At 62.9% G+C, this 25777-nt stretch carries 29 protein-coding genes; 21 read left to right on the top strand and 8 right to left on the bottom strand.

Annotation, left to right across the window (positions count from 1 at the left end; genetic code table 11):
* The first annotated feature begins 84 nt into the window (after window positions 1-84).
* Window positions 85-315 (top strand): DUF982 domain-containing protein, encoded by a 231-nt coding sequence (locus tag NKI18_RS15300; protein WP_502900703.1) that lies wholly within the window; start codon window positions 85-87, stop codon window positions 313-315.
* Window positions 316-366: 51 nt separating this feature from the next.
* On the opposite strand, the gene NKI18_RS15295 is transcribed toward NKI18_RS15300, so the two are convergent.
* Both NKI18_RS15295 and NKI18_RS15290 read right to left on the bottom strand, forming a co-directional pair.
* On the bottom strand, window positions 367-525 hold the full coding sequence (locus tag NKI18_RS15295; RefSeq protein ID WP_352621063.1) for a hypothetical protein: 159 nt from the start codon (window positions 523-525) through the stop codon (window positions 367-369).
* Window positions 526-638: 113 nt separating this feature from the next.
* On the bottom strand, window positions 639-1682 hold the full coding sequence (locus NKI18_RS15290; protein ID WP_352621065.1) for an aldo/keto reductase: 1044 nt from the start codon (window positions 1680-1682) through the stop codon (window positions 639-641).
* Window positions 1683-2000: 318 nt separating this feature from the next.
* Here NKI18_RS15290 and ppk2 point away from each other — a divergent pair, with 318 nt between their 5' ends.
* Entirely contained in the window at window positions 2001-2882 is an 882-nt protein-coding gene (ppk2, locus tag NKI18_RS15285; protein ID WP_352621085.1) for a polyphosphate kinase 2, read from the top strand.
* A gap of 49 nt (window positions 2883-2931) precedes the next feature.
* Here ppk2 and NKI18_RS15280 read toward each other — a convergent pair whose 3' ends face one another.
* The 4 genes from NKI18_RS15280 to NKI18_RS33395 all read right to left on the bottom strand — a co-directional run bounded on the left by NKI18_RS15280 (window position 2932) and on the right by NKI18_RS33395 (window position 5922).
* On the bottom strand, window positions 2932-3579 hold the full coding sequence (locus NKI18_RS15280) for a dihydrofolate reductase family protein (protein ID WP_352621067.1): 648 nt from the start codon (window positions 3577-3579) through the stop codon (window positions 2932-2934).
* Window positions 3580-3979: 400 nt separating this feature from the next.
* Window positions 3980-5011 carry a porphobilinogen synthase gene (gene hemB, locus NKI18_RS15275; RefSeq protein WP_352501508.1) on the bottom strand — a complete coding sequence of 344 codons (1032 nt, stop codon included), beginning with the start codon at window positions 5009-5011 and terminating at the stop codon, window positions 3980-3982.
* A gap of 87 nt (window positions 5012-5098) precedes the next feature.
* Window positions 5099-5437, bottom strand: coding sequence for a hypothetical protein (locus NKI18_RS33400; RefSeq protein ID WP_502900702.1), 339 nt, complete (start codon window positions 5435-5437; stop codon window positions 5099-5101).
* Between the two features lie 26 nt (window positions 5438-5463).
* Window positions 5464-5922 carry a DUF8605 domain-containing protein gene (locus tag NKI18_RS33395; RefSeq protein WP_502900701.1) on the bottom strand — a complete coding sequence of 153 codons (459 nt, stop codon included), beginning with the start codon at window positions 5920-5922 and terminating at the stop codon, window positions 5464-5466.
* Window positions 5923-6067: 145 nt separating this feature from the next.
* Here NKI18_RS33395 and NKI18_RS15265 point away from each other — a divergent pair, with 145 nt between their 5' ends.
* The 4 genes from NKI18_RS15265 (at window position 6068) to NKI18_RS15250 (ending at window position 9831) form a co-directional block, all read left to right on the top strand.
* On the top strand, window positions 6068-7111 hold the full coding sequence (locus tag NKI18_RS15265) for an enoyl-CoA hydratase/isomerase family protein (RefSeq protein ID WP_352621069.1): 1044 nt from the start codon (window positions 6068-6070) through the stop codon (window positions 7109-7111).
* Entirely contained in the window at window positions 7108-7530 is a 423-nt protein-coding gene (locus NKI18_RS15260; RefSeq protein ID WP_352621071.1) for a DUF6163 family protein, read from the top strand. Before NKI18_RS15265 ends, NKI18_RS15260 begins: the two co-directional genes overlap by 4 nt.
* 202 nt (window positions 7531-7732) lie before the next feature.
* Entirely contained in the window at window positions 7733-8248 is a 516-nt protein-coding gene (ldtR, locus tag NKI18_RS15255; protein WP_023674486.1) for a transcriptional regulator LdtR, read from the top strand.
* A gap of 329 nt (window positions 8249-8577) precedes the next feature.
* Window positions 8578-9831, top strand: coding sequence for a L,D-transpeptidase family protein (locus tag NKI18_RS15250; RefSeq protein WP_352621073.1), 1254 nt, complete (start codon window positions 8578-8580; stop codon window positions 9829-9831).
* Here the strand turns inward: NKI18_RS15250 and NKI18_RS15245 are convergent.
* Window positions 9828-9965, bottom strand: coding sequence for a hypothetical protein (locus tag NKI18_RS15245; RefSeq protein WP_352621075.1), 138 nt, complete (start codon window positions 9963-9965; stop codon window positions 9828-9830). The genes NKI18_RS15250 and NKI18_RS15245 overlap by 4 nt on opposite strands.
* Between NKI18_RS15245 and NKI18_RS15240 the strand changes: the two genes are divergently transcribed.
* The 13 genes from NKI18_RS15240 (at window position 9960) to NKI18_RS15180 (ending at window position 22464) form a co-directional block, all read left to right on the top strand.
* Entirely contained in the window at window positions 9960-11606 is a 1647-nt protein-coding gene (locus NKI18_RS15240) for a Na+/H+ antiporter (protein WP_353019969.1), read from the top strand. The genes NKI18_RS15245 and NKI18_RS15240 overlap by 6 nt on opposite strands.
* 116 nt (window positions 11607-11722) lie before the next feature.
* Entirely contained in the window at window positions 11723-13036 is a 1314-nt protein-coding gene (gene glyA / locus NKI18_RS15235; protein ID WP_352449301.1) for a serine hydroxymethyltransferase, read from the top strand.
* Window positions 13037-13108: 72 nt separating this feature from the next.
* Window positions 13109-13693, top strand: coding sequence for an invasion associated locus B family protein (locus NKI18_RS15230; protein WP_352456579.1), 585 nt, complete (start codon window positions 13109-13111; stop codon window positions 13691-13693).
* A gap of 152 nt (window positions 13694-13845) precedes the next feature.
* Complete coding sequence (nrdR, locus tag NKI18_RS15225; protein WP_023674492.1) at window positions 13846-14355, top strand: transcriptional regulator NrdR; 510 nt, start codon at window positions 13846-13848, stop codon at window positions 14353-14355.
* Window positions 14356-14357: 2 nt separating this feature from the next.
* Window positions 14358-15488: a bifunctional diaminohydroxyphosphoribosylaminopyrimidine deaminase/5-amino-6-(5-phosphoribosylamino)uracil reductase RibD gene (gene ribD / locus NKI18_RS15220; protein WP_352619238.1), complete on the top strand. Its 1131-nt coding sequence runs from the start codon at window positions 14358-14360 to the stop codon at window positions 15486-15488.
* Between the two features lie 30 nt (window positions 15489-15518).
* Window positions 15519-16136, top strand: coding sequence for a riboflavin synthase (locus tag NKI18_RS15215; RefSeq protein ID WP_352619236.1), 618 nt, complete (start codon window positions 15519-15521; stop codon window positions 16134-16136).
* Window positions 16137-16266: 130 nt separating this feature from the next.
* Entirely contained in the window at window positions 16267-16761 is a 495-nt protein-coding gene (ribH, locus tag NKI18_RS15210; RefSeq protein WP_352619234.1) for a 6,7-dimethyl-8-ribityllumazine synthase, read from the top strand.
* On the top strand, window positions 16758-17258 hold the full coding sequence (gene nusB, locus NKI18_RS15205; protein WP_352449306.1) for a transcription antitermination factor NusB: 501 nt from the start codon (window positions 16758-16760) through the stop codon (window positions 17256-17258). The genes ribH and nusB overlap by 4 nt, the downstream gene beginning before the upstream one ends.
* Window positions 17255-18493, top strand: coding sequence for an MFS transporter (locus NKI18_RS15200; protein WP_353019966.1), 1239 nt, complete (start codon window positions 17255-17257; stop codon window positions 18491-18493). The genes nusB and NKI18_RS15200 overlap by 4 nt, the downstream gene beginning before the upstream one ends.
* Window positions 18494-18652: 159 nt before the next feature.
* Window positions 18653-19564 carry a glycine betaine ABC transporter substrate-binding protein OsmF gene (gene osmF, locus NKI18_RS15195; RefSeq protein ID WP_352575899.1) on the top strand — a complete coding sequence of 304 codons (912 nt, stop codon included), beginning with the start codon at window positions 18653-18655 and terminating at the stop codon, window positions 19562-19564.
* A gap of 43 nt (window positions 19565-19607) precedes the next feature.
* On the top strand, window positions 19608-20783 hold the full coding sequence (locus tag NKI18_RS15190) for an ABC transporter permease (protein WP_352575901.1): 1176 nt from the start codon (window positions 19608-19610) through the stop codon (window positions 20781-20783).
* Window positions 20780-21718 carry an ABC transporter ATP-binding protein gene (locus NKI18_RS15185; protein ID WP_023674500.1) on the top strand — a complete coding sequence of 313 codons (939 nt, stop codon included), beginning with the start codon at window positions 20780-20782 and terminating at the stop codon, window positions 21716-21718. Before NKI18_RS15190 ends, NKI18_RS15185 begins: the two co-directional genes overlap by 4 nt.
* Window positions 21715-22464 carry an ABC transporter permease gene (locus tag NKI18_RS15180; protein WP_352575903.1) on the top strand — a complete coding sequence of 250 codons (750 nt, stop codon included), beginning with the start codon at window positions 21715-21717 and terminating at the stop codon, window positions 22462-22464. Before NKI18_RS15185 ends, NKI18_RS15180 begins: the two co-directional genes overlap by 4 nt.
* 27 nt (window positions 22465-22491) lie before the next feature.
* Here the strand turns inward: NKI18_RS15180 and NKI18_RS15175 are convergent, their stop codons facing one another.
* A complete protein-coding gene (locus NKI18_RS15175) occupies window positions 22492-22725 on the bottom strand; it encodes a hypothetical protein (protein ID WP_352575904.1) in 234 nt (77 codons plus the stop codon).
* Between the two features lie 79 nt (window positions 22726-22804).
* On the opposite strand from NKI18_RS15175, the gene NKI18_RS15170 reads away from it, so the two are divergent.
* On the top strand, window positions 22805-23305 hold the full coding sequence (locus NKI18_RS15170; protein WP_352575906.1) for a DUF2165 family protein: 501 nt from the start codon (window positions 22805-22807) through the stop codon (window positions 23303-23305).
* Between the two features lie 254 nt (window positions 23306-23559).
* Window positions 23560-25701, top strand: coding sequence for a sodium-translocating pyrophosphatase (locus tag NKI18_RS15165; protein WP_352575908.1), 2142 nt, complete (start codon window positions 23560-23562; stop codon window positions 25699-25701).
* The last annotated feature ends 76 nt before the right edge of the window (window positions 25702-25777 follow it).

Raw genomic sequence — 25777 nt, 5'->3', positions numbered from 1 at the left:
AGCGAAGAATGCTACTTTCGGTCTCGCTTCGCAAATGCCGATGGCGTAAGAGCGGCGATGGAAAACAACCGATTTGACACACCCGTGACCGTCAAGGGCGCGGCGGGAAGCAATCTGCTCTTGCGTACGGCCCGCGAGGCTTCCGACTACCTCCTCAACAATTGGCCCGGCAAGCGCAGCCCCAAGCACCGCGAAGCGTTGCAAGCCTGTCATGATGCGCTGGCCGGCGACAAGCCGGCCATGACCGCAAGACGGGCCTTCATTGCCGCCGCTCGTGAAGTGAACGTCTTCGTTAGCGACAAGGCGCCCGCCTGAGGCATAGTGGGGTTTGACCGAGGCCCGGACCGCCTGACAGGCCGGGCGTCATCACTCGGTCGTTTCGGTTTTGGGTTGGGACTCGCTCTCGCCCTCGGGCTTCGATCGCTCCTTGGCTGCGACCTTGGCAGCCTGCTTTTCCGCCTTCTTGGCAGCCTTCTGCCGGTCGCGTTCCTTGCGTTCCTGACCGTAGTTCGGTGCTCGTGCCATATCGTTTCCTTTCATTGTGCTTGGCCTCTGCCTAGGAGCATTGGACCGCAAACACAACACCGCAAGGCACGATCGGGCTCCATATCTCGGCGCAGTCCGGAGAGCCCGGCTTTTCAGGCGCCGTCGCGGTCGAGGACGAGATCGGCCGGACCGAACCGGTCCTTTGCGGTGAACTGCTGGTGCCAGTAGGGATAGAGCACGGGCGGCCTGCTGACCGCATCGAGGCGTGTGCGCTCCTCATCGCCAAGCACCAGGCTTGCAGCGGCGATATTGTCTTTGAAATGCGCTTCGGTTCGTCCGCCGATCACCAGCGAACTGACAGCGGGCCGGCCGAGCAGCCAGGCAAGCGCCACTTGCGCTGCCGACACACCGTGGTTCTTGCCGATATCGATCAGCACGTCGACGATCCGCCACAGCCGGTCCTCGTCGCGGATCGGCGGTTCCGACCAGCCGCTGAGCTGGCGGGCGGTCGGCTGGTCACGGTGGTATTTGCCGGACAGCAACCCGCCGGCAAGCGGGCTCCAGACCAGCACGCCGAGCCCCTGGTCGACCGAGATCGGCAACAATTCATACTCGGCCTCGCGGGCTTCCAGCGTGTAGTGGATCTGCTGGGTGACGAAGCGCGGCTGGTGATGACGGTCGCTGATCCCCAGCCCCTTCATAACTTGCCAGCCGGAATAATTGGAGCAGCCGACATAACGGACCTTGCCCTGCGCGACCAGCGTGTCGAGCGCGGCGATGGTTTCCTCAAGCGGTGTCAGGCCATCCCACTCGTGCAGGAAATAGATGTCGATGACATCGGTCCTGAGGCGCTTCAGGCTTCTCTCGCATTCGCGGATCAGATGGTAGCGCGACAAGCCTTCATCGTTGGGGCCCTTGCCGATCCGCATGCGCGCCTTGGAGGCGATCAGCACGTCGCCCTTGCGCTTGCCGCCGAGCGCTTCGCCGATGATCTCTTCCGACACGCCGTTCGAATAGACGTTGGCGGTGTCGATGACATTGACGCCGGCATCGATGCAAAGGTCGATCATCCGGCGCGCCTCGTCGAGGTCGGTCTTGCCGACCGCCGAAAACGCGCCGCCGCCGCCGAACGTCATGGTGCCCATGGTCAGCGTCGAAACCTTCAGCCCGGAACGGCCGAGAGTGCGGTATTCCATGTCGTATCCTCACAATTTATCGGGAAAGGGCGTTGCAGACGACAGCCCTCAATGAACCGGCTATTTGTAGGATAATTCGTTCCGCTTGTCGCCCGTTCCGCAGGGCAAGCTCGATCACATCTTGCGGATTGAAACGCACAGCCAGCGCAGCAGTGGCTGCAATAAAACCGTCATTGCCGGCCTATACTAACATCGGTCCAGCGCTTCGATCTCCGGCCGCCGGGCCGGGCGGCAGAGCGCCTGACAGCGGCCGGCAAGGCCTGTAAGCGGAGCAGCGCAAATGACCGAGATAAACAGAATTCCCCGGCCAGGGACTGGCTGGAAGCGGAACTCGCCGACACGCTCGATGAAGACTATGAGCTGGAAATCTCGGAGCCGGCGCTGTCGATGGAGATCGCCAAGATCTACAAGAATGCGCATCCGCCATCGATCGACCGCCTGCAGTATTTTCGCAATCTCATCACGCTGCAATCCGAATTGATCAAGCTACAATCCTGGGTCGCCTATCACAAGAAGAAGCTCGTCGTGGTTTTCGAGGGCCGCGACTCGGCGGGCAAGGGTGGTGTTATCAAGCGCATCACCCAGAGGCTTAATCCGCGCATCTGCCGCGTCGCAGCCCTTCCGGCGCCGACCGAGCGCGAGAAGTCGCAATGGTATTTCCAGCGCTACGTTCCGCATCTGCCGGCCGGCGGCGAGATCGTGCTGTTCGACCGCTCCTGGTACAACCGCTCGGGCGTCGAGCGGGTGATGGACTTTGCCCAGCCGGATCAGGTCGAGGAGTTCTTCCGCGACGTTCCGGATTTCGAACGCATGCTGGTCCGCTCAGGCATTACGCTTGTCAAATACTGGTTTTCGATCACTGACGAGGAGCAGCAGATGCGCTTTTTGATGCGCATCCATGACCCGATGAAGCAATGGAAACTGTCGCCGATGGACCTCCAGTCGCGCGTGCGCTGGGAGCAGTACACCAAGGCCAAGGAAGAAACGTTCGCCCGCACCAATATTCCGGAAGCCCCGTGGTTCATCGTCGAGGGCAACGACAAGAAGCGGGCACGGCTGAACTGCATCGACCATCTGCTCAAGCAGATGCCCTATGAGGAGGTGCCGCACGAAGAGATCACACTGCCGGAGCGCGTCTTCAATCCCGAATACGAGCGCCAGGTACTGCCGCGCGAGCTGTATGTGCCGGAGAAATACTGAGTAAACGAGCGAGGAAGGCGCTGCCTCAGTGGCGGCCCCCTGCAACAAGCTAGGTGCGCTCGATGATGACATGCGTGGCCTTCGGCGTCGCGACCTGCTCGCTGCAGCGATAGCCGAGCTTGGGCATGTCGATGCCGGCAAAAAGGCTCTCGCCGGCTCCTAGCAGGACCGGTGAGATCGCCAGATGCATTTCGTCGATGAGCTTTTCCTTGAGATATTGCCGGATCGTGGAAACGCCGCCGCCCAGCCGTACATCCTTACCGTCAGCCACTGCCTTCGCCTTCTCCAGCGCTGAGTGGATGCCGCCGGTCACGAAATAGAAGGTCGTGCCGCCCTCCATGACAATGGGATCACGCGCATGGTGCGTGAGCACGAAGACCGGCACGTGGTAGGGTGGGTTGTCACCCCACCAGCCTTTCCAGCTGTCATCCGGCCATTCGCCGCGGATCGGCCCGAACATGTTGCGGCCGAGGATCCACGCGCCGATATTTTCGAAGCTGCGCGCAGCGAACGCCTCGTCAGTGTCCGTGGTCCCGCCATCCTTGCCGAGGACCATCTTGCGGAAGGTGCGGGTGCCGAACATCCATTCGTGCAGGGCTTCCCCGCCAACACCCAGCGGGTTCTTCAGGTCTTGGTCGGGACCGGCGCCGAAGCCGTCGATCGACAAGGTGAAAGCGCTGACGCGAAGTTTGGACATGAGAGCCTCCTCGATAACCAATTGTGAGATGCAAGCAGTTATTGGGGTAGCTTAACTGATTGCATTTTGCAAGCGGTATTTTGAATCGCCGGCGGGGCAATCGCTTCCAAATCATGTTGGAATAACCAATCTCAATGTCGGCGCCGCCCGTCATCCGCCTGCCGGCAGCTTCTCCCTGTATAGTGACGGGGAGAAGGGGCTGGCCGCAACGTCGATGTTTTTGCAACGCTGGAGATTGGTGAAATCTTTTACGAACGCGTCTTTCTCCCTGCCACTTTACGGGGAGAAATGCCCGGCAGGGCAACGAGGGGCAGCGTAAACTTGAAGCGATGTCCTGCGGCGTTCCATGTCGCGCTTTGGACGAACGAACACTGCTCGATGTAGACGCTACAAAGGCGCATCACCCCTTGAGCATCGCCGCCACTTCGGGCGCAAAGTAGGTGAGAATCCCGTCGCAGCCGGCGCGCTTGAAGGCGAGCAGCGATTCCAGCATCGCCTTTTCGCCGTCGATCCAGCCATTGGCGGCGGCGGCCTTGATCATCGAATATTCGCCCGAGACCTGATAGGCGAAGGTCGGCATCTGCAACTCGTCCTTCAGCCGGCGGATGATGTCGAGATAGGGCAGGCCGGGCTTGACCATCAGCATGTCGGCGCCCTCGGCTAGATCCTGCTCGGCCTCGCGCACCGCTTCGTCGGAATTGGCGTGATCGATATAATAGGTCTTCTTGTCGCCCTTGAGCAGGCCGGCGGTGCCGACCGCCTCACGATAGGGGCCGTAAAAAGCGGATGCGAACTTGGTCGCATAGGACATGATCGCAACATCCTGAAACCCATTGGCGTCGAGCGCATCGCGGATGGCACCGATACGGCCGTCCATCATGTCCGAGGGGGCAATGATGTCGGCCCCCGCCGCCGCCTGGATGACGGCCGCCGCCGTCACTTGCTCCACCGTTTCATCATTGACGATAATGCCTTCGCGCAAGATGCCGTCATGGCCATGCGAGGTGAACGGGTCAAGCGCGGCGTCGGTGATGATGCCGATCTCCGGCACTGCGTGCTTGATGGCGCGGGTGGCACGGTTGATGACGTTTTCCGGATCGAGGATGTGCGAACCGGTCTGATCGCGCAGGCCGAGCTCGACATTGGGGAAAGTGGCGATCGCCGGAATGCCAAGTTTGGCCGCGCGCTCAGCCTCCTTGACGGCGAGGTCGAGCGACAGGCGGAACACGCCGGGCATGGCGGCGATCGGTTCGCGCACTTGTCTGCCGTCGACGACAAAGATCGGCCAGATCAGATCGTCGACCGAGAGCCGGTTCTCCTGGACAAGGCGGCGCGACCAATCGGCCTTGCGCATGCGCCGCAGCCGCCGGCTGCCGGTGATCTCGTCGACGCTGCGCGCGCCGGCAGGCTTTGCAGGGGTGAATTTGTTCATCGCAAAAACTCCGGATCAGGCGGCTTTTACCACGAGCCTCCGCTGCTGACCAATGCGACACGATTGTGCCAGCGGTCCTGTCGGGCGCTATTCTGGTTGGCCATTGCCCGACAGGATCTGCGCAGCACCCCGCATGGCGACGCGGAATGCCTCGTCGAAGCTGACGCCGCGCACTTGCCAATTGTAGCTCTTGCCATTCAAGGCAAGCCGCCAGTCGGCTATCCAGCCCAGTTCCTTGTCGCTCCAGACGATACTGCCGGCGAGCGCCTGGTCGGCTCCGGCCTTCCTGGCAAGCTGGTCCAGCGTCGTGATATCGGCATGGCGCAGGGCCTGGTCGTTAAGCTTCGAGGCCGATAGCAGCGACGCTTCGGGAAACACAATCCGCATGACCAGCGGACCGGTGGCGTTGACGAACGATTCGCGCATCGCCGCCCCGCGCTCATCGTCGGCGGTCAGCGCGAACTGCCTTGTGCCTTGCTCCGCCGCCAGGAAAATTGCCAGGTGTGGCCGCTCGCCAAGCCATGGTTTGCTGCGAGCGCGGCAAGCACCGGATCGATAACGTCAGGCCTGTACAGACAAGTGAGATCGTGCGGCCGGTCATGGGTGCCCTGTTCGTCATGGACCGGAATGCCTTCGAGACGGTCGCGATAGCGGAATTCGGCAACGAAGCTGCCGGCCTTGTCGCGCAGCGCCGCCATCTCAGTTCTCTTCGGCAGCCGCTGATCGCCGGACACACGAACCAGCACCGCATCGAGGCAGGCCTTGAAACCGATCTGCCTGTTGACCTCGCCCTGGCCGGTGACGATGGTCTGCGATTGATAGAGCTCGTCGACGGTTTCGGCCGATACGGGAGGAGTGTTCGCAGCGATCAGGCCGACCACCACAACAGCAAGGCGCGGCAACCAAGGCATGGTTCAACCTTCCAGTTCAAAACGCCAGCATTAGCACTGGGTGACGCCGACGACCAAGCAGCGGATTGGCCGCCGCCATTGACGCGGCCATGCGCCACGCTTTAGCACTTCACTCCCGGCGGGACGCGGGAGGGATTCTCTGGCGATGGATTTTGGCGGAGGCGACGAGATTCGCTTCGAAAGATTGGGCAGGGCCGGCGTCGTCACGCTGACGCGGCCGCAGGCGCTCAATGCCGTAACCCACCGCATGGTCAAGGCGCTGGACAAGGCGCTGCGCAGTTGGGAGCGCGACGACGGCGTCGACGTTGTCGTCGTCAAGGCCGAGGGCAGGGCATTTTCGGCGGGCGGCGACATCCTCCACATCTACGAAGCCGGCCGCGCAGGAAGGCCTCCGGTCGATTTCTTCGCCGATGAATACCGGCTGAATGCCCGCATCGCCCGCTTCAAGAAACCCTATGTCGCGGTGATCGACGGCATCGTCATGGGCGGCGGCGTAGGTATCTCCTTCCATGGCTCGCAGCGAGTGCTGACCGAGAACGCCCAGTTTGCCATGCCCGAGGTCGGCATCGGCTTTTTCCCGGATGTCGGCGCCAGCCATCTGTTGCCGGATCTCGGCGGCAGCTTCGGCATGTATCTGGCGCTGACCGGCAACCGCATCCGCTATGGCGATGCTTTGTGGTCGGGCCTGGCCACCCATACGATCAAGGCGGAGGACCAGGCCGGCCTCCTCGACCGTCTGGCGGAAAGCGGCGACCCGGAATCGGTGCTGCGCGGCTGCTTCGTCCCGGCCAGGCGCGAGACCGACAGGCCGACGCTGGAAGCCATCGCCCGGCATTTCGCGCAGCCGTCGCTGGCCGATATCGTCGCCAGCCTGGAGCGGGCAGCCGCTGCCGACGAGTTCGCGGCAAAGACGCTGGCCACCATCCGCACACGTTCACCGACCAGCCTGCATGTTGCATGGCGCCAGATCAGCGCCGGGCAGACGTTGTCGATGGACGAGTGCATGAAAATGGAGTTCCGTATCCTCAACCGCATGCTTGCCGGGCACGACTTCTATGAAGGTATCCGCGCCGCCATCATCGACAAGGGCTCGACGCCGCAATGGCGGCCGGCAGGTATCGATAAGGTCCGCGCCGTCGATGTCGACGCCTATTTCGCACCGCTCGGCGAGCGGGAATTGAAGCTGTGAGCGACGTGGCCTCGAGACGCGTAGTGCTGCAGCCCTCGACGATCGAGGTCATCTTCGCCTGGTTCCAGCGCGTCATCGCCGGCTACTGTCTGCTGTTCGGCATCTTGTACTGGATCCGGCTGATCGGCTTTTACCCCGGCCCGTTGTGGCGCTTCGACCTGATGCCGGTGCACTGGCAGGTGGCGGCGGTGGTGCTGGCCGTGTTTTTTCCATTCGCTGCCGCCGGCCTCTGGATGCTGGCGTCCTGGGGGCCGGTGATCTGGTTCATCTGCGCGGTGACCGAGAGCGTCATGTATGCCGGCTTCCCTGAGCTGTTCGGCCACCGGCCGCTGATCGTCGCCTCGCACCTTGCGGTGGCGCTGCTCTACATAGTGTTCCGCGTGGTGATCTGGATCCAGAAGCGGCAAGCCCGGCGATAGCAATTCCGGCCAGGATCGTTGGCTAAATCTTTAGGTTAATTATCCTTGCTCGGGTGACCGTCCGTTAAGCCTCTTTCGAAACCCCTTACCGGTAAGCTCTTGTTAGCCTTGGCGTTTAAGTCGAATTTTATGAGTATTCGATAGTGTCGCGATCAAGGTGAAGAACAAAAAATCACCGGGCGACAAACGAGAGGCAAAGACAATGATCAATTCGCGTCCGGCGGCGAAGACCGCCAACGTATCCGATGACCGCCGCGAGGCGATCCGTTCGCTGTACATGGAATCGCTGCAGCTGGTCGAGCGGCTGCATCGCCGTCTGCTTGATGTGATCAAGGACGAATTCGACCGCAACGGTCGCTCCGACATCAACGCCATCCAGGCGCTGCTCCTGTTCAACATCGGCAATTCGGAGCTGACCGCCGGCGAACTGCGCTCGCGCGGCTATTATCTCGGCTCGAATGTCTCCTACAATCTGAAGAAGCTGGTCGATCTCGGCTTCATCAACCACCAGCGCTCGCGCATCGACCGCCGTTCGGTGCGGGTTTCGCTGACGCCGAAGGGCAATGAGGTGGCGGAAGTCGTCGCCGGCCTCTACGAGCGCCATGTCGGTTCGATCGAGCAGGTTGGCGGCATCAACACGGAGGAGTTCAAGCAGATGAACCGCGCCCTGCAGCGCCTGGATCGGTTCTGGAACGATACCATCGCCTACCGCATGTAATCGCATCTAGATCTGAAGCTGGACTACGGAAGTGCTGCCGCGGAGTGGACCAAAGGCCGGTGCCGAAAAGCACCGGTCTTGCCGTTTCGTCAGGCCGGCCGATCCAAATTCGAGCAACAGCCACGTTGCCGCCATATTCCAATGGAACCGAAGATGCGGGTGATGCTGGGGCCAAAGCCGTGCATTTGTCCTGTGCTCAAGTCACTTCCCATGTGGTTTTACACCGAAGTGATGCGGGCCATGGTTGGCTAATTGTTAAGAAGCCAACTCTAGAGTGCGGGCGAGACCGCCCGGTGGGTTGAATTGTAGCAAGAATGTCTGGAACGTCCATGAGAACCAGCCGCCGTTTCTTCCTTTCAGGAGCCTCCGCGCTCGCAGCCGCAATGGTCGCCGGCCGCGCCAGTGCGCAGGATGTGATCGGGGATATCCTGAAATCCTCGGCGCGCGGCAATTGGGACGACCAATTCGATGCGCGTGCCAGCGAAGGCGGCAAGGTTGCCTCGACGCTGCCGATCTTCAGCCTGCAGACGGTGTCCTTCACCGAGCAGGCGATCATGCAGTATCAGAATATCGTCGCGCAAGGCGGCTGGGAGCAGGTTCCAGACACCAAGAAGCTGCAGCTTGGCGTCGAGGATCCCGATGTGGTGCCGCTGCGCAGGCGCTTGATGATATCGGGCGATCTGGCGCAGAGCGCCGGGCTCTCGGAAGCGTTCGATTCTTACGTCGACTCGGCGCTCAAGCGCTTCCAGTTGCGTCACGGCTTGCCGGCCGACGGAACCACGGGCAAATATACTTTCGCGGCAATGAACGTGTCGGCGCCGGTTCGGCTCGGTCAGCTCCAGACCAATCTGCAACGGCTGCGTGAGCGGGCCGGCACGCTTGGCAACCGCTATGTGCTGGTCGACATCCCGGCGGCGCAGATCGAGGCTGTCGAGAACGACCGCGTTGTGCTGCGCCACACCGCAATCGTCGGCAAGATCGATCGCCAGACGCCGATCGTCGATTCCAAGATCAACGAAATCATCGTCAATCCGTACTGGAACGCGCCGGTCTCGATCGTGCGCAAGGACATCATTCCGCTGATGCGGAAGGACCCCAACTATCTCAAGGATAGCCATATCCGCCTGTTTGCGCCGGACGGCAGCGAGGTCGACCCGATGACGGTCGACTGGTCGACCGACGATGCCGCCAAATACCGCTTCCGCCAGGATCCCGGTTCCGGCAACGCGATGGCCTCGGTCAAGATCAATTTCCCCAGCCCGGACGGCGTCTACATGCACGACACGCCGCAGCAGAGCCTGTTCGGCAAGCTGATGCGCTTCGATTCCTCTGGCTGCGTGCGGGTTCAGAACGTGCGCGACCTCGTCACCTGGATTCTGCGCGACACACCGGGCTGGGATCGCCAGCATTTCGAGGCGGCGATCAAGACCGGGGAGAACACGCCGGTGCAGGTCACCAATCCGGTGCCGGTTTATTTTCTCTACGTCTCGGCTTGGTCGACAGGGCCGGGCGTGGTCCAGTTCCGTGACGACATTTACGGCCTCGACGGAGCCAACGAGCTGCAGATCACATCCGCGCTCTAAGCAGCTGAGCTCATTTGCAAAAGGCCGCCGGAAGGGCGGCCTTTTTCGTTGCCGAGTCTTTCGCGGCAAGCTTTGCTGGACTGATCGCCGGCAAAAGAACGCGCGGCGCCGTATTCGGAAATCGCATCATGCATGTCGCAATGTTCATTCTGGTCGTGCTCATCTTCGTCGCCGTTTCGGGCGCGCTGGTCCGGCCGGTGCGGGTGCCGCTGCCGGTACTGCAGATCGCCATCGGCGCGGCACTGGCTTGGCCGGTGCGCGGAATGCATGTCGAGATCGATCCCGAGCTGTTTCTGCTGGTGTTCATCCCACCGCTGCTGTTCAGCGACGCCTATGGTGCGCCCAAGCGCGAACTGATCGCGCTGCGCGGGCCGATCCTCGACCTCGCCATCGGGCTGGTCTTCTTCACCATTGTCGGCTTCGGCTACGCTTTGCACTGGCTGGTGCCGAGCATCCCGCTCGTCGTCGCTTTCGCACTTGCTGCGGTGCTGTCCCCGACGGATGCGGTGGCCGTCTCCTCGATCGTCGACAAGAGCCTGGTCCCGGCCCGGCTGATGCACATCCTGGAGGGCGAGGCGCTGCTCAACGATGCGTCGGGCCTCGTGATGTTCCGCTTTGCGGTGGCAGCTGCCTTGACCGGCAGCTTCTCCTTCGTCGCGGCGTCCGTGACTTTCCTCTATGCCGTCGTTGCCGGCATCCTGGCCGGCATGGCTGCCTTGTTCGTCGCCGCCAAGGTGCTGCAATTGCTGAACCGTATCGGCGGCGTGCCGGCCGAGGCGCAGGTGCTGGTCATGGTCCTGCTGCCGTTCATCGCCTATCTCGGCGCCGAGAATGTCGGCGCCTCGGGCATTCTGGCGGCGGTCACGGCCGGAGTGCTCACCGGCGGCTCCGGGATTTTCCGCTTTCTCGGCGTCTCGGCGCGCATACAGACCGTATCGCTGTGGACGACGCTATCCTTCGTCTTCAACGGCGCGCTGTTCATCCTGCTCGGGTTGCAGCTTCCCGAAATCATCGGCAACGTGCCGCCTGAGCTCGGCAGCCGCTATCCGGTCATCCAGCCAATCGCCACGGTGGTCGCGCTGACACTATGCCTGATCGGGCTGCGCTTCCTGTGGATCTGGGTCGGCGACATCGCGACGCGCGTCTCGGCGCGATTACGCGAGCAGAAGGCCGAGCCGTTCGGGCTGCGCGTCCGGATCGCCGGCTCTGTTGCCGGCGTGCGCGGCGCCATCACGCTGGCCGGCATCCTGTCGCTGCCGCTCGCCATGCCGAATGGTTCGCCCTTTCCGGCGCGCGACGTGGTGATCTTCCTCGCCGCAGGCGTCATCATCTGCTCATTGCTCATTGCCAGCCTTGCCTTGCCCAAGGTGGCACGGGGGCTGGTCGAGCCGGGCGAGGATCCTGGCGCTGCCGAGGAGCGTCTTGCGCGCGTGGGCGCGGCCAAGGCCGCCATCGCCCGCATCGAGAGCATGGCCGGCGCGACCGACGGCGATGAAGGGGAAATACCCGGCGCCCGGCTTGCCGCCGCCGACAGCATCGTCGCCGGCTACCGTCGCCGCATCGCTGCCTCCGACGAGGCCGACGAGGCGCGCGCCGAGGCCCGCGAGGCCGGACGGCTGGAGCTCGAATTGAGGCTGGCGGGCATTGAGGCCGAACGCGCAGCGGTTCGCGCAATGTTTCGCAGCGGCCAGATTAACGACCATACGATGCAGGCGCTGTTCACCGAGATCACGCTCACCGAGGCCCTGCTGAAGGGCCGGCAGGCAAGGAAATAGAGGCTGCCAGTCTCTCTGGCGCAATCCGGCCAGCAAATTTCGCGCTGCAAACGTGGCGGGCCGAAAGCAACTGTGTTAATGGCGCGACAGACCCCGAACCTTGAGGATTTCAACCCATGGCAACAGCAGCGGCAGTGTCGAACAAATTCGAATCCTTTTTCGAAACCACGCTTGCCGATGCCGACCCCGAGATTTTCGGCGCAATCCGCAACGAACTCGGCCGCCAGCGCCACGAGATCGAGCTGATTGCCTCGGAAAATATCGTCTCGCGTGCCGTGCTCGAGGCACAGGGGTCGATCATGACCAACAAATATGCCGAGGGCTATCCGGGCAAGCGCTACTATGGCGGCTGCCAATTCGTCGATGTCGCCGAGGAACTGGCCATCGAACGCGCGAAAAAGCTGTTCGGCTGCAACTTCGCCAACGTCCAGCCGAATTCCGGCAGCCAGATGAACCAGGCGGTGTTCCTGGCGTTGCTGCAGCCCGGCGACACCTTCATGGGCCTCGACCTCAATTCCGGCGGACACCTGACACATGGCTCGCCGGTCAATATGAGCGGCAAATGGTTCAAGGTCGTCTCCTATGGCGTGCGCCGGGACGATCATCTGCTCGACATGGATGCGATCGAGAAGACCGCCCATGAGACCAGGCCGAAATTGATCCTGGCCGGCGGCACAGCCTATTCACGTGTCTGGGACTGGAAGCGTTTTCGCGAGATCGCCGATTCGATCGGTGCCTATCTGATGGTCGACATGGCTCACATCGCCGGCCTGGTCGCCGGCGGCATGCATCCGTCGCCGCTGCCGCATGCCCATGTGGTCACCACCACGACGCACAAATCGCTGCGCGGGCCGCGCGGCGGAATGATCCTTTGCAATGACGAGGATATTGCCAAGAAGATGAATTCGGCCGTCTTCCCCGGCCTGCAGGGTGGACCGCTGATGCATGTGATCGCCGCCAAGGCGGTGGCTCTGGGCGAGGCGCTGAAGCCGAGCTTCAAGATCTATGCGGAGAGCGTCGTCGCCAATGCCAAGGCGCTGGCCTCCAGTCTGCAGGAAACCGGTCTCGACATCGTCTCCGGCGGCACCGACAACCATCTGATGTTGGTCGACCTGCGTCCCAAGAACGCCACCGGCAAGCGCGCCGAGGCTGCCCTTGGCCGCGCCAACATCACCTGCAACAAGAACGGCATCCCCTTCGATCCGGAAAAGCCTTTCGTGACATCGGGCGTTCGGCTCGGCACGCCGGCCGGCACCACGCGCGGCTTCGGTCAGGCCGAGTTCCGCGAGATCGGCAAGCTGATCGCCGAAGTGCTGGATGGACTGAAGGTCGCCAATTCCGACGAGGGCAATGCGGCCGTCGAGGCAACCGTGAAGGCCAAGGTGGCGGCATTGACGGATCGTTTTCCGCTTTACCCGTATCTTGGTTGACGCAGGGCGTCGTTCCCCCAACTGTGACGGCGCCGATCAACTGGGCGCACGGCTGCATCTCGGAGACGCTTGATGATGATGCGAATTTTCCGTTTCGCCGGTGTTGGCGCTGCCTTGCTCACCTTAGCCACCTCGCCGCTACTCGGCGCAGCCTTGGCGCAGACCGAGCCGACCCCGGCAACACCCAAGACAGAGACCTTCGGCAGGTGGTCCACCACGATGGACGAGGTCAACACCGGTGAGGATGTGCGCAAGACCTGCGCCGCCTCGACGGTCTTTTTCGACGCAAACGGCACCAGCGGCACCCTCACGCTGGCCATCTCGAATGGCGACGTACTGCCACCCGAGGGCTATCCGAGCCTCATCATCGCCGTGAGAAACAGTGACTTGCCCAAGGGGGACAACATCCCGGCGGTGTTCCGCGACGTCAACGACAAGATCAAGGCCGGTTTTCATGTTATCGCCGACGGACAGTGGATGATAGACAACAAGTCCGAGACCACGCTCGCGGTACTGCGCGCCATGCGCCGCACCAGCGCCCTCGATGTCAGCTTCGCCGACAAGCCGGTCGCGACCATATCGATGGACGGCTTCACCAAGGCCTATCGCTATCTCGGCACGTCTTGCGGCTTCCCGACCGGCGACGTCGCGCCCTGATTGGCGGACCGCTGTCAACTGATTGCCGCTCTCGCAATTTTCCTCGCGCCTCGCTATCTCTGAGGCGCAATCGGTCATCGGCCATACTTTGCCATCGTGGCAAAAACCTCTAAGCCGTTCGCACTACGAGAATCGCGAACCGAAGGCTCTCCATGCGCTGTCCCTACTGTCAGTCCGAAGATACGCAGGTGAAGGATTCGCGCCCTGCCGAAGACGGTGCAGCGATCCGCAGGCGGCGCGTCTGCCCGGATTGCGGCGGCCGCTTCACCACTTTCGAGCGGGTACAACTGCGCGACCTCGTCGTAGTGAAGAAGTCGGGACGCAAGGTGCCGTTCGACCGCGACAAGCTGCTGCGCTCGGTCGAGATTGCGGTACGCAAGCGCAACGTCGACCCGGAGCGCATCGACCGCGCGGTGACCGGCATCGTGCGCCAGCTCGAAAGCTCGGGCGAGACCGAGGTGGCCTCGGGGGAAGTCGGCCGGCTGGTCATGGAGGCGCTTAAGTCGCTCGATGATGTCGCCTATGTGCGCTTTGCCTCCGTCTACCGCAATTTCCGCGAGGCCAAGGATTTCCACGACGTGTTGGGCGAACTCAAAGGCGACGAGCTCAAAACCGACGAGCCCAGGGGCGAAGAGCTGAAGAGCGAAGAGGACGCCAGCTGAGCATGGCAGGGTCCGAACGCAGCACGGCTGAGCGAGAGGTCCTCGATCGCCGCTATATGGCGGCAGCCCTCAGGCTGTCGCGCAAGAATGCCGGGCGGACCTCGACCAACCCTTCCGTCGGCACGCTGATCGTGCGCGATGACGGCGACGGGCCGATGATCGTCGGCAGCGGCGTCACCGCCGTCGGCGGCCGGCCGCATGCCGAGACCGAGGCTTTGGCAGAGGCCGGCGAACTGGCGCGCGGCGCCACCGCCTATGTAACGCTGGAGCCCTGCGCCCATCACGGCCGCACGCCGCCTTGCGCCAATGCGCTGGTCAGTGCCGGCGTGGCGCGTGTGGTCGGCGCTGCCAGCGATCCGGACCCTCGTGTTTCCGGCAAGGGCTATGCAATCTTGCGTGCCGCCGGCGTCGAAGTGGTGGAAAAAGTGTTGGCGGCCGAGGCTGCGGAGCAGATGGCCGGCTATTTAATTCGATCTCTGAAAAAACGCCCGGAAGTGATCCTGAAACTTGCGCTTTCGAGCGACAACAAGATCGGCGTGAAAGGCGAGGGACAGGTCTCCATCACCGGCGATATTGCGCGGCGCGAAGTCTATCTGATGCGCGCCGAAGCCGATGGCATATTGATCGGCATCGGCACGGCATTGGAGGACGATCCGGCGCTGACGGTTCGGCTTCCGGGACTGGAGAGCCGTTCGCCGGCGCGCATCGTACTCGACCGTCAGATCAGGCTACCCGAGACTTCGAAACTGGTCGCCGGCGTCGACCGTGTGCCGCTCTATGTCGCTGCCTGCGCCGAGGCCGATCCGCACCGGCGCGCCGCGCTCGAACGCGCCGGCGTTCGCTTCATCGGTACTGAGACCTATGAAGGCGATATTGCGTTGCCGGAACTGCTCGAGGACCTGGCGGCGCTCGGCATGGCCAGCGTCCTGGTCGAGGGCGGCGCGAGGGTGGCCAAGGCGTTCCTCGACGAACAACTGGTCGATCGTATCGTGCTGTTTCAGGGGCCGGGCGCGATCAGCGGGGGCGGCATTGTATCGCCGATCGATGCCAACAATATCCCGCCGGGATTTCGCAAATTGCGCAACATGCGTTTCGGCGAAGATACATATGCGGAATGGATAAGAGACATCTAGGACCGAACTGATGTTCACGGGGCCAAACTAATGTTCACTGGAATCGTCACCGATGTCGGCACCGTCGCTGCCGTGAAGCCGCTCAGGGAAGGCGTCGGTTTGCGTATCGACACCGCCTACGATCCGCAGACCATTGCCATTGGTGCTTCCATTTCGTGCGGCGGCGTCTGCCTGACGGTAACGGGATTGCCGGAAGACTGCGCCAACGCACGTTGGTTCGAGGTCGAGGCCTGGGAAGAGGCCCTCAGGCTGACGACCGCGATGGGCTGGAAATCCGGCACGCGCATCAACCTGGAGCGGGCGCTGAAGATCGGCGACGAGCTTGGCGGCCATATCGTTTCAGGCCATATCGACGGAATGGCCGAGATCGTGGGGCGCAAGGAGGAAGGCGACGCCGTTCGCTTCACCCTGGAAGCACCGCGCGACCTTGCCAAATTCATCGCCCCCAAGGGTTCCGTCGCGCTCGACGGCACTTCGCTCACCGTCAACAAGGTCGAGGGCACCCGCTTCGACGTGCTGTTGATCCACCATTCGCTGACCGTCACCACCTGGGGCGAGCGACAGGTCGGCGACCGCGTCAACCTCGAGATCGACACCATGGCCCGCTACGCGGCGCGACTGGTGGAGGCGGCTAAAGAGGGGCTTTGAGGCGCTCGTCCATAAAGCCCATTCCCTGATGCGACCGCCGCCGAGTTGGCCTTGAAAGTTCCTTCGGCAATCTTCCGCTTGCGATCAAACCGGCTTCGGCCTAAGTCACCGGCGATCCCCGGAGACATCTATGGCAGGCACATCCCAACACGGCAAAGCGTTCATCCGTCCGAAGAAGAAGGCCCACCTTCTTGTCATCGAGGCGCGCTTTCACGACGACCTTGCCGAGGCGTTGCTCGAAGGCGCGACAAAGGCCCTCGAGGAAGCGGGCGCGACATACGATGTCGTCACTGTTCCGGGCTCGCTCGAAATCCCGGCGGTGATTTCCTTCGCGCTCGACGGTGCCTCCGAAGGCGGGACGAACTATGACGGCTTCGTCGCCCTCGGCACGGTGGTCCGCGGCGACACCTATCATTTCGATATCGTCGCCAATGAATCCAGCCGTGCCCTGATGGACCTGTCCGTGCAGGATGCGGTCTGCATCGGCAACGGCATCCTGACCACCGAAAATGACGAACAGGCCTGGACACGGGCCAGGCGTTCGGAAGGCGACAAGGGCGGCTTTGCGGCGCGTGCGGCGCTGACCATGATCGCTCTAAAGGAACAGCTGGGAGAGCGAACGTGAGCGAACCCGCTTCGCCCGGCCAGCCTGCGGTTCGCCATGCCAACAAGCGCGGTGCAGCCCGTCTGGCCGCTGTGCAGGCGCTCTACCAGATGGACGTCGCCGGCAGCGGCGTGTTCGAGATCACCGCCGAATACGAGGCGTTCAGGCTCGGCAAGGAAGTCGACGGCGCGCTCTATCGCGAAGCCGATGCGCAATGGTTTCGCGCCATTCTTGCCGGCGTCGTCGAGCACCAGAAGACCATCGATCCAGTCATCCGACAGGCGCTGACCGAGGACTGGCCTCTGTCGAGGCTCGATTCCACATTGCGCGCCATATTGCGCGCCGGCGTCTACGAGCTGATGCAGCGCGAGGACGTGCCGGTGGCGGTCATCGTCTCCGAATATGTCGACATCGCCAAGGCATTTTACGAGGAAGACGAGCCGAAACTGGTCAATGCGGTGCTTGATCGCGTGTCGCGCCGGGTGCGTGGCGAGGGCCGCGGCAAGGACGCCTCATGACTGCTATCGTCGCCGTAGAGGCGGGCAAGGAAGCGCGTCGCACTGCCTTCATCCTCGCAGCCTCGCAGGCGATCATCGGCTCGGCCGCACCCATCGCCATTTCCATGGGCGGATTGGCCGGGCAGTACCTGCTCGATGCTGACAAGTCGCTGGCAACCGCGCCGATCACCGGCTTCAATGTCGGCGTGGCGCTCGGTTCCCTGCCGGCCGCGGCGATCATCCGCCGGCTCGGCCAGCGCGACGGCTTCATGACCGGCACGGCGGTGACAGCGCTTGGCGGCCTGATCGCCACGCTGGCGCTGTTTCATGCCAGCTTCTGGCTGTTCGCTTTCGGCTTGGCCGTGATCGGGATCGGGGGCGCCTTCGTCCAGCAATTCCGCTTTGCCGCCGCCGACAATGCGCCGCCTGAATTCAAGGCGCGTGCCATCTCCTTCGTGCTGGCCGGCGGCATCGTCACCGCCATACTCGGGCCGCAGATCGTCATCTTCACCGGCGATCTGTTCTCGCCGGTGAAGTTTGCCGGTTCGTTTGCGTCCATCCTGGTGCTGGCGGCGGTCGGCGCCGCCATTCTCTCTTTGTTGCGCATCCCGGCCAAGGCAACCGACAAGGTGGAAATCGCCGACAGCGACGCCCGGCCGCTCTCGGAAATCGTCACCAGGCCGCGCTTCGTCGCGGCGCTGTTTTGCGCCGTCGGCAGCTACGCGCTGATGAGCTTCGTGATGACCGGCGCGCCGCTGGCCATGGTCGGCTGCGGCCTTTCGACCGACGACGCCACGCTCGGCATTTCCTGGCACGTGATGGCGATGTTCGCGCCGAGCTTCTTCACGGGGTCGCTGATCTATCGCTTCGGCGCTGAGCGGATCGTGGCCATCGGCCTGGTGCTGCTGATTGGCTGCGCCATAGTGGCGCTGTCAGGGTTGGCACTGTGGCAGTTCTGGACGGCGCTGATCCTGCTCGGCCTTGGCTGGAACTTCAGCTTCATCGGTGCCACCGCCATGGTGGCCGACAGCTACCAGTCATCCGAAAAAGGCAAGGTCCAGGGTTTTCACGATTTCGTCCTGTTCGGCTCCGTCGCCTTCGCCTCGCTGATGTCGGGGGCGGTCTACAATGCCTGGGGCTGGGAGATGTTGAACTGGATGATTTTCCCGGTCGTCGTGCTGTGCTTCGTGGCACTGGGCGTGTTGAAGATAACGGGTTTGCGCGCGGCCAACTCGGGTTTGCGCGCGGCCAACTGACGTCACGCGGTCGGGACGAGGCAACGGCGGAGTCACTCGCATCCGAACAAAATTATTGCGCCCATCCCCCTTCTTATGAAACCGTGTACCCCGACGGGGCATCGAAGCCATGCTCATATGCGGCAGCCGTATTCCGGTTCACAGCAAGGGATTTGTGAGATGTTTTCAATCAAGGTTCTGGCCGGCGCTGTACTAGCGCTCGGAATTGGGTTGGCCTCGGCGAGTGCCCAGGTGGTGGTGTCGTCGAAGATCGACACCGAGGGCGGCGTGCTCGGCAATATCATCCAGCTGGTGCTGAACGCCAATAATATCCAGACCACCGACCGGATCCAACTCGGCGGCACACCTGTGGTGCGCAAGGCGATTACAGCCGGCGAGATCGACATCTATCCGGAATACACCGGCAACGCCGCCTTCTTCTTCGAGAAGGCCGACGATCCGGTGTGGAAAGACGCCGCCAAGGCCTACGAGACTGCCAAGAAGCTCGACTACGACGCCAACAAGATCGTCTGGCTGTCACCGTCACCGGCCAACAACACCTGGGCGATCGCCCTACGCAAGGAGGTCGCCGATACCAATAAGCTCGTCACCCTTTCCGACTTCGGCAAATATGTCTCGGGCGCCGGCAAGGTGGTGCTGGCGGCCTCCGCCGAGTTCGTCAATTCGGCGGCCGCGCTGCCCGCTTTCCAGAAGACGTATGGCTTCACGCTGAAGCCGGACCAGTTGATCACGCTGTCCGGCGGCGACACGGCGGCCACCATTGCCGCCGCAGCCAACCAGACCAACGGCGCCAACGCCGCCATGGTCTATGGCACCGACGGCGGCATCGCGCCCTCCGGCCTCGTCGTGCTTGAGGACGACAAGGGTGTGCAGCCGGTCTACCAGCCGGCGCCGATCATCCGCGAGGCGGTGCTGAAGGAGCATCCCGAAATCGAGACGCTGCTGAAGCCGGTCTTCGCCAAGCTCGATCTCGTCACGCTGCAGGAGTTGAATGGCCGCGTGCAGGTTGGCGGCGAGCCGGTCAAGGGCGTCGCCGAGGACTTTTTGAAAAAGAACGGCTTCCTCAAGTAAGGCGATTCCGGCGCGCCGCTTTCGAGGTGCGCCGGATCGGCCGATGGGGGAGGGCGTGCGCATCCGGTTCGACAAGCTCGGCGTGGTCATCGCGGCGATATCAGCCTATGCGGCTTTTGCGGCACCATTCGCCACCTTCCGCGCCAATCGCATTGTACCCGGCGAGGCGCGCTCGATCCTCGAATCTTTGCCTGCGACGGTCGGTCCGCTGTTGATGGCGATTGTTGTCGCAGCGGCGCTCATTGCGCTGCTGAAAACGCCGCTTGTTCTGCGCCTCGCCGCCAGTGTGGTTGCGCTTGCAGCGCTGGCGCTGCTGATCGGCGTCGCCGGCAGTTTCCTGACACCTGCCGGCAACACCTTCGCCCGTATCTCGCCGGCTTCGGGCTTTTGGCTGCTTATCTTCGCCTTCACGCTTCTGCTCGCCGACGTGCTTACGCGGCTGAACCTGTCGCCGCAGGCACGGATCGGCGTGCTTGTTGTCGCCGCCGCGGCGATCGGCCTGCTGCTCGTCTCGGGAAGCTGGAACAGCCTGTCGATCCTCAAGGAATATTTCAATCGCTCCGATAGTTTTTGGGCGGAAGGCTCCAAGCATGTGACGCTGGCGCTGGGTTCGCTGGCGGCAGCGGTGATCATCGGCCTGCCGCTCGGCATCCTCTGCCACCGCGTCGCGAAATTGCGGGCCGGTGTGCTCAACGTGCTGAACATCATCCAGACCATTCCTTCGATTGCGCTGTTCGGCCTCTTGATCGCACCGCTCGGCTGGGTCGCTTCGCATGTGCCGGGAGCTGCCGCGCTCGGCATTCGCGGCATCGGCACGGCGCCGGCTTTCGTCGCTTTGTTCCTCTATTCGCTGCTGCCGGTAGTGGCCAACACCGTGGTCGGCCTCGCCGGTGTGCCGCGTGCCGCCAACGACGCAGCGCGCGGCATGGGCATGACCGACCGCCAGCGGCTGTTCGGCGTCGAGTTTCCGCTGGCTTTCCCGGTGATCCTCACCGGCATCCGCATCGTGCTGGTGCAGAATATCGGCCTCGCCACAATTGCCGCGTTGATCGGCGGCGGCGGCTTTGGCGTGTTCGTATTCCAGGGGGTCGGCCAGACGGCGATGGACCTGGTGCTGCTCGGTGCTGTTCCCACGGTGGTGCTGGCCTTCGCCGCTGCCATCATCCTCGATGCAGTGATCGAAATGAGCGCCAGCAAGCGCAGGGTTGAAACGGCATGATCGAGATCGAAGGCATCACCAAGCGCTACGGCGAGACGACAGTCGTCGACGACGTGTCGATAGTAATCGAGCCGCGCAGCATCGCCGTCATCGTCGGCACCTCCGGCTCCGGCAAGACGACGCTGCTTCGCATGATCAACCGGCTGGTCGAGCCGACATCGGGCGTGATCAAGCTCGACGGCGTCGACAACCGCTCGGTCCCGGATTATGAGCTGCGTCGCAGCATCGGCTATGCCATCCAGGGCCACGGCCTGTTTCCGCATCGCACGGTGGCGCAGAACATCGCCACTGTGCCGGTATTGCTCGGCTGGGGCGCCAACCGCATCAAGGCCCGCGTCGACGAGCTGATGACGCTATACCAGCTCGACCCGCAAGCCTACGGGCCACGCTATCCGCATGAGCTTTCCGGCGGCCAGCAGCAACGCGTCGGCGTCGCCCGGGCGCTTGCCGCGGAACCCAACGTGCTGTTGATGGATGAGCCGTTCGGCGCGCTCGACCCGATCATCCGCAACAAGGCGCAGGAGGATCTGCTGGCGATCCAGAAACGCTTCGGCACCACCATCATCCTCGTCACCCATGACATGGAAGAGGCCGTTCACATGGGCGATAAGATCGCGGTGATGGATGGCGGCAAAGTAGTGCAATATGCCGCGCCGGCCGAGATACTGGCGAAACCGGCCAGCGCGTTTGTCGAGACCCTGGTTGGCGCCAGTGAAAAACCGTTCCGGCTGTTGTCGCTTGGCCGGGTGCGCGACGCGGTGGAAAAAGGCACGGCCGAAGGCGAGGCGATCCCCGGTGACGCCAGCCAACGCGACGCGTTGGCCGAACTCCTGTGGTCGGGCCGCCCGGCACTTCCGGTGAAAGATTCTGACGGCAAATCGCTTGGCCGCGTCACTGTGGACGGGCTGGTTAAGCGTGCGGCGAGGCCGGCATGAAAGCCTGGCTTCCGTCGCTGCTCAGGCTGGCCTTGGTAGTAGTGCTTATTGCCTTCGTCACCAATCCCGGCTGGTTCGAACCGCTGCTGAAGCCGCTGACAGAGAACAACGCGCCGGTAATCTACAATCAGGGCAGCCTTTTGACGTTGACGCTGCTGCATCTGCGGACCGTGCTGATCGCGACGGTTGCCGCGACGATCGTTGCGGTCGCGCTCGCCATTCTGGTCACCAGGCCAGCCGGCGCCGAATTCCTGCCGCTGTCGCGCAGCCTGGTCAATATCGGCCAAACGTTTCCGCCGGTGGCGGTGCTGGCGCTTGCCGTGCCGGCAGTCGGCTTCGGCGAAAAGCCGACGCTGATTGCGCTGTTTCTCTACGGACTGCTGCCGATCTTTGAGAATGCGCTGACCGGCCTGACGACGCTGCCGGCCAACGTCGTCGAGGCGGCGCGTGGCGCCGGCATGACTGGCTGGCAAAGACTGATCAAGGTCGAGCTGCCGCTCAGCGCGCCGATCATTCTCGGTGGTATCCGGCTGTCGGTGGTGATCAGCCTCGCCACCGCGACCATCGGCTCGACGGTAGCGGCGAGGACACTGGGCGAGGTGATCATCGCAGGCCTGCTGTCGAACAACCTCGCCTTCATCCTGCAGGGTGGCCTGATCGTCGCCGCCCTTGCCGTGCTGATCTATGACGGGCTGTCGGCGGTCGAGCGCTATACCGCCCGGCGCATGGGACGCGAGCCCGAGTAGCGTCTCGGGGCGAAGTTCGCTCTTTTTTCAGTGGCCGGTCGACCGCGTCGGATGATCGAGCGTCAGTTCCAGCGTTGTGCCCGTCTCGCCGGTGATCCAGCGGCGGCGGATGATGGCGAAATCGTGGTGTGTGTCGGCTCTAACCACAGAGACCAAGTCGCCCACCGCGCAATCACTGTCGAGATCGAGGGCTTCGACAGTCTCGGCAATGTCTTGCTTGCCGGCATAATGTCTCGCAATGGCTGTGAGCACGATGATCACTGGCCCACCCGTTGCGCGATCTTCGGGACTCGGCGATTGATGAGTGCGATGCCCCGATCTTTCAGCAGGAGTTCTTGCCATGACCGCGCGTTTCTCCAAGATCGTCATGTGTTTGTGTCTGGCGGCTTTCGCCTTCCTCGTCGCCTTCGGCAACATCACCGATTACGGCTCAAACTTCGCCTTTGTCCAGCATGTGCTGAGCATGGACACGACCTTTCCCGGCAATGCACTGATGTACCGCTCGATCACCAACCCGTCGCTGTGGACGGCTGGCTACTGGCTGATCATCATTGGCGAGGCGCTGACCTGCCTGCTTTACCTAATCGCCGCCTGGCAACTCTGGCAGGCGCGCAAAGCCAGCGGACAGGCATTCAACGATGCCAAGAAGTTCGTCATCATAGCCGCCACCATGGGTTTCCTTGTTTGGTATTTCGGCTTCATGGTCATTGGCGGCGAGTGGTTCGCCATGTGGCAGTCTTCGATTTGGAATGGTCAGGAGGCGGCGTTCAAATTCTACATGACCATGCTGGTGGTGCTGGTCTTCGTCGTCCAGCCGGACGGCGACCCGCGTAAAGCCTGACCGCCGTTCGTCGATTTCAACCGATCTAACCGGATGGCAGTGTCGACAGGCGCACACTGCCGTCCAGCCTTTTGGACGAAACCCGGGATCTTTTGGGCGAAAGCCGGACAGGAACGGAACAATATCTTGACGTTCCGAGCCCTGTTTCGCATAAGCCGCTGCGAAGGGACGGATTCCGGTTGCGGAAAATTCGTCCCTGTCTCAACGGCCCGGGGAGGGGTTCTTTTGGGCCACCAATCGAGGAAAATTCGGCAATGACCATAATTTCAGCTGTCATCGCCTGCGGTCTGCTTTCAGTCCTTTACGCCATCTGGGCGACACGTTCGGTCCTCGCGGCCGATCAGGGCAATGCACGCATGCAGGAAATTTCCGCGGCCATCCGCGAAGGCGCGCAGGCCTATCTGGCGCGCCAGTACACCACTATCGCCATCGTCGGCGTCGTGGTCCTGCTGCTCGCCTGGTGGCTGCTTTCGATCACCGCCGCCATCGGCTTCCTGATCGGCGCCGTTCTATCGGGCGCCGCTGGCTTCATCGGTATGCACGTCTCGGTGCGCGCCAATGTGCGCACTGCGCAGGCGGCTTCCAACAGCCTCGCTGCCGGCCTCGAGATCGCCTTCAAGTCGGGCGCCATCACTGGCATGCTGGTTGCTGGCCTGGCCCTGCTCGGCGTCTCGATCTACTACCTGATCCTGACCCAGTTCATGGGTCTGCAGCCCGACGATCGCGTCGTCATCGACTCGCTTGTTTCGCTCGGCTTCGGCGCCTCGCTGATCTCGATCTTCGCCCGTCTCGGCGGCGGGATCTTCACCAAGGGCGCCGACGTCGGCGGCGATCTCGTCGGCAAGGTTGAAGCCGGCATTCCCGAAGACGATCCACGCAATCCGGCCACCATCGCCGACAATGTCGGCGACAATGTCGGCGATTGCGCCGGCATGGCCGCCGACCTGTTCGAGACCTATGCGGTGACCGTCGTCGCCACCATGGTCCTCGCCGCCATCTTCTTCGGTGGCACCGCCGTTCTCGGCGCGGCCATGCTCTATCCGCTGGCCATCTGCGGCGCCTGCATTCTCACCTCGATCGTCGGCACCTTCTTCGTCAAGCTCGGTTCCAGCGGCTCGATCATGGGCGCGCTCTACAAGGGCCTTATCGTCACCGGCTTGCTGTCGATTGTCGGCCTTGCCGTGGCCACCTCGGCATGCATCGGCTGGGGTGAGATCGGTACTGTCGCCGGCATGGCCATCACCGGCACGAACCTGTTCATCTGCGGCCTGGTCGGCCTTGTGGTGACCGGCCTCATCGTGGTGATCACCGAATACTATACCGGCACCAGCAAGCGTCCGGTGAACTCCATCGCCCAGGCCTCGGTCACCGGTCACGGCACCAACGTCATCCAGGGCCTCGCGGTCTCGCTGGAAGCGACGGCGTTGCCGGCGATCGTCATCGTCGGCGGCATCATCTCGACATACCAGCTCGCCGGTCTCTATGGCACGGCGATCGCGGTGACGACGATGCTTGGCCTCGCCGGCATGATCGTCGCGCTCGATGCCTTCGGCCCGGTCACCGACAATGCCGGCGGCATTGCCGAAATGGCCGGCCTGCCCAAAGAAGTGCGCCAGTCCACAGACGCGCTTGACGCTGTCGGCAACACCACCAAGGCGGTAACCAAGGGCTACGCCATCGGCTCGGCCGGCCTCGGCGCGCTGGTGCTGTTCGCGGCCTACTCTAACGACCTGAAGTTCTTTGCCGCCAATGGCGACAAATACCCGTACTTCCAGGGCATGGGCGACGTCTCCTTCGACCTCTCCAATCCTTACGTCGTCGCCGGCCTGATCTTCGGTGGCCTGATCCCGTATCTGTTCGGCGGCATCGCCATGACCGCCGTCGGCCGCGCCGCGGGTGCTATCGTCCAGGAGGTGCGCAAGCAGTTCCGCGAGGATCCGGGCATCATGGCCGGCACCTCGAAGCCGAACTATGCGCGCGCCGTCGACCTTCTGACCAAGGCAGCGATCCGGGAGATGATCGTTCCGTCATTGCTGCCGGTGCTGGCGCCGCTGGTGGTCTATTTCGGCGTCCTCCTGATCTCCGGTTCGAAGGCATCCGCCTTTGCCGCGCTCGGCGCCTCGCTGCTCGGCGTCATCGTCAACGGCCTGTTCGTTGCCATCTCGATGACCTCCGGCGGCGGCGCCTGGGACAACGCCAAGAAGTCGTTCGAAGACGGTTTCGTCGACAAGGACGGCCTCAAGCACCTCAAGGGCTCCGAAGCGCACAAGGCCTCGGTGACCGGCGACACGGTCGGCGATCCCTACAAGGATACTGCCGGCCCAGCGGTCAACCCGGCGATCAAGATCACCAACATCGTCGCGCTGCTGTTGCTGGCCGTTCTCGCGCACGGCTAAGCTCGGTCGCTATGGCCTTAAGACAAAAACCCGCGGGATCGCTCCCGCGGGTTTTTCATTGCCTGAGATATGCCGC

Source organism: Mesorhizobium sp. M0800, from assembly GCF_040320095.1.
Classification (GTDB): Bacteria; Pseudomonadota; Alphaproteobacteria; order Rhizobiales; family Rhizobiaceae; genus Mesorhizobium.
Note: the sequence above shows the minus strand (reverse complement) of the source record. Positions and strands in the feature narration are given on the sequence as shown.

Bases quoted from the DNA above. Each gene is read 5' to 3' on its own strand.
- ribH (WP_352619234.1), top strand. From the start codon at position 16,267: ATGGCAGGCACATCCCAACACGGCAAAGCGTTCATCCGTCCGAAGAAG.
- ldtR (WP_023674486.1), top strand. From the start codon at position 7,733: ATGATCAATTCGCGTCCGGCGGCGAAGACCGCCAACGTATCCGATGAC.
- NKI18_RS15245 (WP_352621075.1), bottom strand. From the start codon at position 9,965: ATGCATGATGCGATTTCCGAATACGGCGCCGCGCGTTCTTTTGCCGGC.
- NKI18_RS15200 (WP_353019966.1), top strand. From the start codon at position 17,255: ATGACTGCTATCGTCGCCGTAGAGGCGGGCAAGGAAGCGCGTCGCACT.
- NKI18_RS15180 (WP_352575903.1), top strand. From the start codon at position 21,715: ATGAAAGCCTGGCTTCCGTCGCTGCTCAGGCTGGCCTTGGTAGTAGTG.
- NKI18_RS15230 (WP_352456579.1), top strand. From the start codon at position 13,109: ATGATGATGCGAATTTTCCGTTTCGCCGGTGTTGGCGCTGCCTTGCTC.
- NKI18_RS15295 (WP_352621063.1), bottom strand. From the start codon at position 525: ATGGCACGAGCACCGAACTACGGTCAGGAACGCAAGGAACGCGACCGG.
- NKI18_RS15165 (WP_352575908.1), top strand. From the start codon at position 23,560: ATGACCATAATTTCAGCTGTCATCGCCTGCGGTCTGCTTTCAGTCCTT.
- NKI18_RS15290 (WP_352621065.1), bottom strand. From the start codon at position 1,682: ATGGAATACCGCACTCTCGGCCGTTCCGGGCTGAAGGTTTCGACGCTG.
- NKI18_RS15240 (WP_353019969.1), top strand. From the start codon at position 9,960: ATGCATGTCGCAATGTTCATTCTGGTCGTGCTCATCTTCGTCGCCGTT.
- NKI18_RS15280 (WP_352621067.1), bottom strand. From the start codon at position 3,579: ATGTCCAAACTTCGCGTCAGCGCTTTCACCTTGTCGATCGACGGCTTC.
- NKI18_RS15265 (WP_352621069.1), top strand. From the start codon at position 6,068: ATGGATTTTGGCGGAGGCGACGAGATTCGCTTCGAAAGATTGGGCAGG.
- osmF (WP_352575899.1), top strand. From the start codon at position 18,653: ATGTTTTCAATCAAGGTTCTGGCCGGCGCTGTACTAGCGCTCGGAATT.
- NKI18_RS15190 (WP_352575901.1), top strand. From the start codon at position 19,608: ATGGGGGAGGGCGTGCGCATCCGGTTCGACAAGCTCGGCGTGGTCATC.
- hemB (WP_352501508.1), bottom strand. From the start codon at position 5,011: ATGAACAAATTCACCCCTGCAAAGCCTGCCGGCGCGCGCAGCGTCGAC.
- NKI18_RS33400 (WP_502900702.1), bottom strand. From the start codon at position 5,437: ATGCGCGAATCGTTCGTCAACGCCACCGGTCCGCTGGTCATGCGGATT.
- glyA (WP_352449301.1), top strand. From the start codon at position 11,723: ATGGCAACAGCAGCGGCAGTGTCGAACAAATTCGAATCCTTTTTCGAA.
- ribD (WP_352619238.1), top strand. From the start codon at position 14,358: ATGGCAGGGTCCGAACGCAGCACGGCTGAGCGAGAGGTCCTCGATCGC.
- NKI18_RS15170 (WP_352575906.1), top strand. From the start codon at position 22,805: ATGACCGCGCGTTTCTCCAAGATCGTCATGTGTTTGTGTCTGGCGGCT.
- NKI18_RS15185 (WP_023674500.1), top strand. From the start codon at position 20,780: ATGATCGAGATCGAAGGCATCACCAAGCGCTACGGCGAGACGACAGTC.
- NKI18_RS15215 (WP_352619236.1), top strand. From the start codon at position 15,519: ATGTTCACTGGAATCGTCACCGATGTCGGCACCGTCGCTGCCGTGAAG.
- NKI18_RS33395 (WP_502900701.1), bottom strand. From the start codon at position 5,922: ATGCCTTGGTTGCCGCGCCTTGCTGTTGTGGTGGTCGGCCTGATCGCT.
- NKI18_RS15250 (WP_352621073.1), top strand. From the start codon at position 8,578: ATGAGAACCAGCCGCCGTTTCTTCCTTTCAGGAGCCTCCGCGCTCGCA.
- nrdR (WP_023674492.1), top strand. From the start codon at position 13,846: ATGCGCTGTCCCTACTGTCAGTCCGAAGATACGCAGGTGAAGGATTCG.